Genomic DNA, 6,510 nt, shown 5'->3' with positions numbered 1-6,510 from the left:
AACAACCAGGGGGAACGCGATCTGCGAATGACCAAGGTTCAGCAGAAAATCTCGGGCTGTTTCCGCTCCTGGGAGGGGGCGGAGATCTTCTGCCGGATGCGCAGCTTCCTCTCGACCGCCGTCAAGCAAGGGGTGGCGGCGCATACCGCACTGGAGCAACTGTTTGCGGGTGATGTGCCATCCTTCATGCAGCCTACAGCCACAGATCAGGCGGCGTGAGCTAAACAGTTACAAAAATGCTAGCTGGCGTTATTTAGGAAAGCGCAAGCGTGATGCTGTTGGCTCGCGTGAGCATTCACAGTGCATCGCCTTCTGGCAGGGGGTATGTAATGTCATGAGCGATTGGCAAGCCGTACTACATGGCGAACGGCAGTCTATGCATTTGCGTCAAAGCACCATACATGCTCATGGTGTATTTCTTCAGGCTATCGCCGTTGCATGCTCTTCACTACGCCATACAGCGCCCGACACCTTCGACCCAAACTGGTATACGTCAAAGCTGCTTCCTTTGAGAGAAGAAAATTGGCTTCGAACCAACCCTGAATGGGAGGGCCGTTGCTTACGTGACGGGCGAATTTCAAAATCTCACACATCTGTCGAGCTGCTGGCCTGCTCCATTAAGCGACGCCTTCACATCCCCCTGACTGAAACTCAGCTCGAATTAGAGGGAGCTAAAAAAACATGAGCGAAGCTACGCTTTTTGCGTCTCAAGATGAGATGCTCGCCTCCCAGAGCTTTGCTGGTAGACCCCTCCCAGATCTTATTGCGGAACTTCAAACCTTGTACCTGGAGGATGATCGCCCCTGGGTTATTGGATTTAGCGGTGGCAAAGACTCGACGGCTGTTTTGTCTCTAATCTACACAGCAATAGAAAAGCTCCCTGCTAATGAACGGCACAAGCATGTCTATGTCGTTTCATCGGATACCCTGGTCGAAACTCCCGTGGTCGTTGACATGATCTCGACGACCATCGATCAAATCAATACCAGAGCAAAAGAGCAGAACCTGCCCTTCTCTGCCCATCAGGTCACTCCCAAAGCCAGTGAAACCTTTTGGGTTAATTTGCTAGGCAAAGGGTATCCTGCTCCGACACAGAGTTTCAGGTGGTGTACGGAGAGAATGAAAATTGACCCAGTGAGTAGCTTTATCCTCGATAAAGTGACTCGCCATGGAGAGGTCATTGTCATTTTGGGAGCCCGAAGCCAAGAAAGCGCCTCGCGTGCTCAAGTTATTGCCAAACACAAAGTAGATGGCTCTTTGCTCTCCAAACATTCGTCGCTGCCAGGTGCATACACCTATATGCCTATCGAAGACTGGAGCTTTGATGAGGTATGGATGTACCTGCTGGGCGCGCCCACACCATGGGGGGGGACGCACCACCAACTGTTTTCTCTTTATAAAGATTCAAATGCAGGCGAGTGCCCTATCGTCATCGATACCAAAACCCCGTCTTGCGGCAACTCTCGATTTGGTTGCTGGACATGCACGGTTGTGACCAAGGATCGAGCCATGGAGGGGCTCATTGAATCGGGCGAGCTTTGGATGAAACGGCTCAAATCGTTTCGGGATTTGCTTTATCGCACCACCAAGCCTCACAACAAGGCTAAGTACCGCAACCATAAACGCCGTACTGGTAAGGTGCATTACGCGCGTGGGCAAATTGACGATGAGACCACCACCGAAAAAAAGGTCATCCCTGGCCCCTATTGGATGTCATACCGTCAGGCATGGGTCAAAAAGCTGCTGGAAATTCAAAAACATCTTAATGATGGCGGCAACCCTATCCGTCTCATACATGAAGATGAGCTCAGACATATCCGCATCGAGTGGCTAAATGATCCAAACGAGCCGGATGCCCTCGATACCCTGCCTGCCATCTATGCCAGCGTGTATGGTTACAAATTAGAGTGGATGCAAGATTCTGCAGGCGTATTATCTCAGCAAGATGCAGCAGCCCTCAGTGCAGCTTGCCATGCACATAACACCCCGGCAGAGCTAGCTATCAAACTGCTCCAACTAGAGCAATCACTGGATGGTTTGAGTAAACGCCACGGTGTTTTCAAGCGTATCGACACACTATTGAACCAGGACTGGGGCGACTTAGACAGCTTGCGCAGCAAAAAACAGGACGCCAGCATGACACTGCCTACCATGCATAACGCTAAAAGTGTGATGCAGGACATGTTTCAGGACAACACTACTTACCAAGGTAAAACTCGTAACGCCAAAAGTGTGTATGACGAATTGCTGTCAGGCCTGGAATTGCAGTACGCGGAGCTAGACCAATGATCATTGAAAAACTTTACTTGGGTAACTTCAGAGTCTATAGCGGCAATCACGAAATAGACCTCAAACCTGTAGGTTTAAGTGGTGAAAAACCGATCATTCTTTTTGACGGTCTAAATGGCGCAGGCAAAACTACCATTTTAACTGCAGTACGGCTCGCTCTATACGGCAAGCGCACACTGGGTGATAAAGTAGATAATGAGACGTATCACCGCTATTTAGCCGACTCTATGCATAAGTCTCGCACTAATGCAGTACCGCCAAAATCAGCTTATGTGCGCCTTACCTTTAGCGATAGTAAAGCCGGCAAACTTCATGAGTATGATGTCGTACGCAGTTGGTTCGTTGATACCAGCGGTGTAGTCAGTGAGAAACTTCAAATTACGCGTGATGGCGAGGTGCTGAAGTCACTGACTTATGAGCAGGCTCAAAGCTTTCTAAATGACCTTATTCCTATCGGGATCGCCGATCTTTTTTTCTTTGATGGTGAAAAAATCGCTGAGCTTGCAGAGTCAAATGGAAATGCAGCCTTGGCAAATGCAATCGAGCGATTGTTAGGACTCGACTTAGTCAGCAGGTTACGAGCCGACTTAGGCATATATATTCGCAATCATACAAAGGGGCGCCTTCCTGATGCCATTCGTAAAGAAGCAGAACAACTAGAAAGCGATTATCAACGCTACTACGCGAACTATGAAATAGAGCGAGACGCCAAAGAAGCTCTTGAAGACCAACTGCATAATTTAAAAGCTGATATTGCGCATAAAGAGCGAAAAATCGAAGCTCATGGCGGTGCATGGTACGAAAACCGCTCTGCAGAACAAGAGCGAATGGAACGTTTACTAGCAGAGCAACACAGTATTAGAGCGCGTATTCGCACATTGAAAGGCTCACTCTACCCAATAGCCTTAGCACCTACTGCGCTAGGTAAGCTGCTTGAGCAACTGGATAAAGAAAGCCGTTACCGTAAGCAACTGATTACCCATAAAGCAGCCAAACGCCAGGCAAATGCCCTTCGCAAAGAGCTGGCCAGCGCATTAACGGGCAAAGAGCAACTGTTAGATACTGCAATTTCCAAAGCTTTTGGTAAAAGCTTGGATGACCCCAAAAAAGTTGAGCTCATTCACGACCTATCGGATAGTGAGATTGAACGCCTAAGGCATCAAATTACCGTTGAGGCACCTAAGCAAAAAAAGGAAGTGGACGCGTTAGAAGAGCGGCTAGAACGTTTGCGGCATGAGCTGAGTGAATGTGCAACCAACCTAGAACGTGCTCCTGATGAGCAGCGCATTAAACCCCTTTACGCTGCATTGCATGAGGCACAGCTAGCCCAGGGCCGCTTATATAGCCGAATTGAAGAGAAGCGTGAAAATGCCAAGCGTGAGCTTAGGGCTGCCATGGATTGTCTACGCAAGCTCAGAAAGTTAGAAGCAGAGCATCAGTCTCAATCTGATAATGCCCATGCTGTCGGTATGGCCAATAGTATACGAGATATGCTAACGAGCTATACTGAGCAGGCAAAAATCAGTAAAGTCAAAGAGCTGGAGCACGCATTTGGAGAGTCATTCAAACGCCTGTCACGTAAAAGCTACGAACATATTACTCCACGAATCAACCCGCAAACCTTTGCTGTCAATTTACAGCACACTGATGGTAAAACACTAGATCGTAACCAATTGTCAGCTGGTGAAAAACAAATTTACGCCACAGCAATGCTCGAAGCGCTAGGTAAATGCTCTGGCAAACGTTTGCCCATTATTATCGACACTCCGTTGGGACGATTAGATTCAGAACATCGCCAACGCATCATTGATCATTACTTTCCTTCTGCCAGCCACCAAGTCGTTTTACTTTCGACCGACACTGAAATAAAATTAAGCAAAAAGCACTCTCAGCCATTCAGTTACGCCATCTCGAAAAAATATGAAATAATTTACAATCCAGCTACAGCCTCCACAACGCTACAAGAAGGTTACTTTGATAATGCTTACTGATCGAAAATTTTCCTTGACTAAGAAGACAGAAGATCGTTTAAAGAGAGCCAAACAGGCAAGTGGGCAAAGTATTAATCAGCTTGCAAACGAAAATTTTTTCTTATCCCTAGAAAAAAACTTCAAAGTGAGATTAGAAAATCTAGAAAGGCCTACAATGGGCACCATCAAGCTTGACAAATCTACATGGCTGGGTGAATGCCAAGTAGTGGTAGAGGTTGCTTTAAAGAACCTCTACCCTTCTGCTTCACCTGATGAAGCTGCTATATTATGGGCGCTTCATGTAGAAAGTGGTATTTAGCTTTTCATAAGCGGCAGCATTTCATCATAGACTTTCTCGTAATACATACCACCCAGAACTTTTTTAACAAGCCGAGGGTATGATGCACTCTCGGCATCGGGAAAGTCTGGAGAAGAAAAATTATTAGCTTCATTTTCCGTCAAGTAATTCAAACAATTATTATGAATTAGTGCTTGCCAGATTTTTTCCATAGTCATCTCGACACTGAGCTTTTCAAATACTCGAGAACCATATGACATTATGACAGAATTATAATCACTCATCCCCACTCTTTTTCTTGAAACATCAGATCGTACTTTTACCTCAAGAGATATTAAGTTTAGTAACTTGCTACCTTTAGCGGCATTGTTCGGCCCTGGGCTCATAGCCTCATTTTTAACGATCAAGCCCTCCCATGGCGACAAACCTAGCAAAACCCCACAGACATTAAACTCAATTGTTTTTTTAATATCAAAATAACCAGCCAATCCCAAGTTATTAATTGGTTGGATAATCTCTCCCAGATGCTCATTAAGATAAGATAAATCGCCATCTCTAAGGCGATCTTGAGCATCTAAATAGCCGAACAGCATTTGCTGACCAACCATTGTCCTTAATAAGTTCCCATTTGTCTGGGCTTCAAGTCTTTGTATAAACGATTTCAATGCCAAGCTTTTAGCTTCGCTAAAATCATTTATACTCACATATTCCTCACGTGCCTTTTTAAGCTTTACAGTGCCATTACGACTCCAAGAAGAAAACTTCTCCTTGCTCATTACAATAAATTTATAAGCCTCTTCAGGGCCAAATCCTTCTACTCCATTCTCCAAACAGTCGTGTATTTCCGTAACAAACCAAAGACTATTAAACACCCTAGATGCTATTTCACAAACCGCACTCAAAGAAGATCCAACTAAACTAGTAGTGCTTTTTACAGAAAAATCAAAAGCTCTAATTGATTCATACTTAGTAGCATATTGCAGCTTTAAGCCTCTGACTTTTTCATCTCTTTCTCTTTTTAGCTCACCTGACTCGTTTATTTCATTTAAAGCTTCTAAGTAGCTCAAACGCAACTCAGTCAACCGGATAAATGCTTCTTGCTCACCTTCCTCTAATCCGTTATTTCTTAAAAAATCAGGCAGCTCTTCAAGATCCTCAGGCCATCCAGAAAGAGCATCATCTAGCAAATTCTCCAGAATATTATCGTTAATAATTCGACACACTTTGACTAAGCTTGCGTTACCATCTACAACACCACTATCTGACAACAAAATAGACTGAATTAAATTGTCGTGCAAAGTTAAGATATGAGTGACTTCCCATGGAAAGAGGCTTTCATGACTTCTAAAAATGGTATTTATATCTTCATCATCACTACCATCCTCACCAACCAAATACTTATTGATATAGTCAAGCGATGCAAAAGAGAAGCATCCTTTTTTATGTAGCTTTTGATATGGATCTTCTTCTGAGTTACCGCCAGGCGGTAAGGCGCCAAGCGCACGTGAGCTAACTCTTCTCAGGAGATTTCTATCATCAATAAAAATAAGCTTTTGCTCAGATACTCTTTTAGGAGTATTATTCACATCGATAAAAAGTTGCCTCGTAGCGTCTACTACTGGCAAATCATCAGCATTCTCAAAAATCACAAATGAGACAGAAATGCTACTCTCCCCTTCAGAACCTTCTCCATGGTAAAATCTTCTCAAGGCCTCTACTCTATGCTGGCCATCAACAACAACAGCAGAAATCTTATCTTTATCCCATCTCAATTCTACTGGCACATTATTAAAGAGTTTCTTTTTATCTTCAGCTCCAGGGTGCGAAATACTAACCCCATCTATGTTCAATCCATTATCTTCGCTACTTACATATCTGTCGGGTCCCGTGTGATTGACCACCCGTTTGGTAAATAACTCAGGCCGCTTGGCCTGCCATTCCTTCATCGCCGTG

Annotated in this window: 5 protein-coding genes and 1 pseudogene; 5 read left to right on the top strand and 1 reads right to left on the bottom strand. The window is 44.9% G+C overall.

What is annotated here, in order from left to right; all coding sequences use genetic code 11:
• The 5 genes and pseudogenes from CWI66_RS17055 to CWI66_RS17035 form a co-directional block, all read left to right on the top strand.
• Window positions 1–219 (top strand): annotated as a pseudogene (locus CWI66_RS17055) (IS66 family transposase); the annotation flags it as partial.
• Window positions 173–685, top strand: coding sequence for a DNA sulfur modification protein DndB (locus CWI66_RS18735; protein ID WP_100732331.1), 513 nt, complete (start codon window positions 173–175; stop codon window positions 683–685). The pseudogene CWI66_RS17055 and the gene CWI66_RS18735, both read left to right, overlap by 47 nt.
• Entirely contained in the window at window positions 682–2,289 is a 1,608-nt protein-coding gene (dndC, locus tag CWI66_RS17045) for a DNA phosphorothioation system sulfurtransferase DndC (RefSeq protein WP_039181404.1), read from the top strand. Before CWI66_RS18735 ends, dndC begins: the two co-directional genes overlap by 4 nt.
• Entirely contained in the window at window positions 2,286–4,280 is a 1,995-nt protein-coding gene (gene dndD / locus CWI66_RS17040) for a DNA sulfur modification protein DndD (protein WP_100732330.1), read from the top strand. The genes dndC and dndD overlap by 4 nt, the downstream gene beginning before the upstream one ends.
• On the top strand, window positions 4,270–4,578 hold the full coding sequence (locus CWI66_RS17035; RefSeq protein WP_100732329.1) for a DndE family protein: 309 nt from the start codon (window positions 4,270–4,272) through the stop codon (window positions 4,576–4,578). The genes dndD and CWI66_RS17035 overlap by 11 nt, the downstream gene beginning before the upstream one ends.
• Here the strand turns inward: CWI66_RS17035 and CWI66_RS17030 are convergent.
• Window positions 4,575–6,510 (bottom strand): DNA sulfur modification protein DndB (locus CWI66_RS17030; RefSeq protein WP_198517608.1); only part of this gene is annotated, 1,936 nt, incomplete at its 5' end. The genes CWI66_RS17035 and CWI66_RS17030 overlap by 4 nt on opposite strands.

The sequence above is a fragment of the Halomonas sp. 141 genome (assembly GCF_002810305.1).
GTDB lineage: Bacteria > Pseudomonadota > Gammaproteobacteria > Pseudomonadales > Halomonadaceae > Vreelandella > Vreelandella stevensii.
The sequence above is the reverse complement of the archived record's forward strand: the minus strand, read 5'-3'. Positions and strand labels throughout refer to the sequence as shown.